The organism is Moorena sp. SIO4A1, assembly GCF_010672065.1.
In the GTDB taxonomy this organism is placed as follows: Bacteria; Cyanobacteriota; Cyanobacteriia; order Cyanobacteriales; family Coleofasciculaceae; genus Moorena.
The window spans coordinates 1-1,086 of the sequence record NZ_JAAHHX010001016.1 but is presented as its reverse complement, the minus strand read 5'-3'; the positions used below and the strand labels follow the sequence as shown (position 1 = coordinate 1,086).

2 protein-coding genes are annotated in these 1,086 nt (G+C 43.0%); one reads left to right on the top strand and one right to left on the bottom strand.

Annotated elements, in window-relative coordinates; translation table 11 throughout:
* The coding region (locus tag F6K53_RS44905; protein WP_293087569.1) for a hypothetical protein at nucleotides 1-466 on the top strand (466 nt) is incomplete at its 5' end.
* A gap of 104 nt (nucleotides 467-570) precedes the next feature.
* Here F6K53_RS44905 and F6K53_RS44900 read toward each other — a convergent pair.
* Nucleotides 571-1,086, bottom strand: a 516-nt coding sequence (locus tag F6K53_RS44900; protein ID WP_293087566.1) for a class I SAM-dependent methyltransferase, incomplete at its 5' end; no start/stop codon positions are given.

The following is a 1,086-nucleotide window of genomic DNA, read 5'->3' as shown; positions in this document are numbered from 1 at the left end:
TTTTCCTGAACTGGCCATGGTGTTTGAGCAAGCGTATCGAGTGTTACGTCCCCAAGGCGTGTTTGTGTGTAATACCAGCAGTCATCCACAGGTTTATGATGGATTTTGGTGGGCTGATCTGATTCCAGACGCGGTATCGAGAATCGCTCAACGTATGCCACCAATAGCATGCATTACTGAGAAATTGGATCAAGCTGGCTTTTGCTTTGGGGGCATTGTTGTGCCAATTCATGCTGTGATCCAAGGTGACCATTACCTTGACCCAGAAGGCCCGCTCAAGCCAAGCTATCGGAATGGTGATTCTACTTGGTCTTTGGCAAAGGAAGCGGAATTAGAACAAGTATTGGAGCGAGTGCGAAATATGAACAAGGATGGAAGCATCATTCACTATCTTGAGCAACGGGAAAGTTTGCGCCGAAAATTGGGGCAAACAACCTTTGTTTATGCCTACAAGAAACCGAGTTGAGAGCCTCCATCGTTTAATTTCTAGAAGGACGTGAATTAACGACCTTTTAGAATCTGCGGTGCTATGAGCTAAGGCGCAAGCTTCGGCAACAGCCCAGAGAAATATCAAATGCACACCTGATAGGCACAATAAAGAACTTTGATCTTCTCTGCATAATCCTGATTATTCGGAAGATAGGGTTGTGGTGGCGAAAGATAGGCTGGTTTTAAAATGCCTTCTGACTCCATCTGTTGCAAGGTAACGTCGAATTGTTTTTGATAGTGGATATCCTCTCGGTTTGTAAACACCAGATATCCTCCCGGTTTTATTAATCCGCAAAACTTATACAACACATTTGACGTTTCCATATTAGTAAGCACAGCAGTTGAAATGATTCCATCAAATTCATTATCTTGAAATGGCAGTTCTTGCTGTATATCTGCTTTATATAGAGCAGTATAAAGATTTTTATCCCTAGCAATGTCCAAAGAGTTTTGGGAAATGTCAACTCCAATTATGGTTTGATAACCTTGTTCTCGAAGAGCTTGTCCAGCAAGTCCCGTTCCACATCCGAGATCCAAAATTTTGCCATCGGTAGCGACAAATTTTGCCATCAGTTCAGCAGCAACCTGATGACAAGA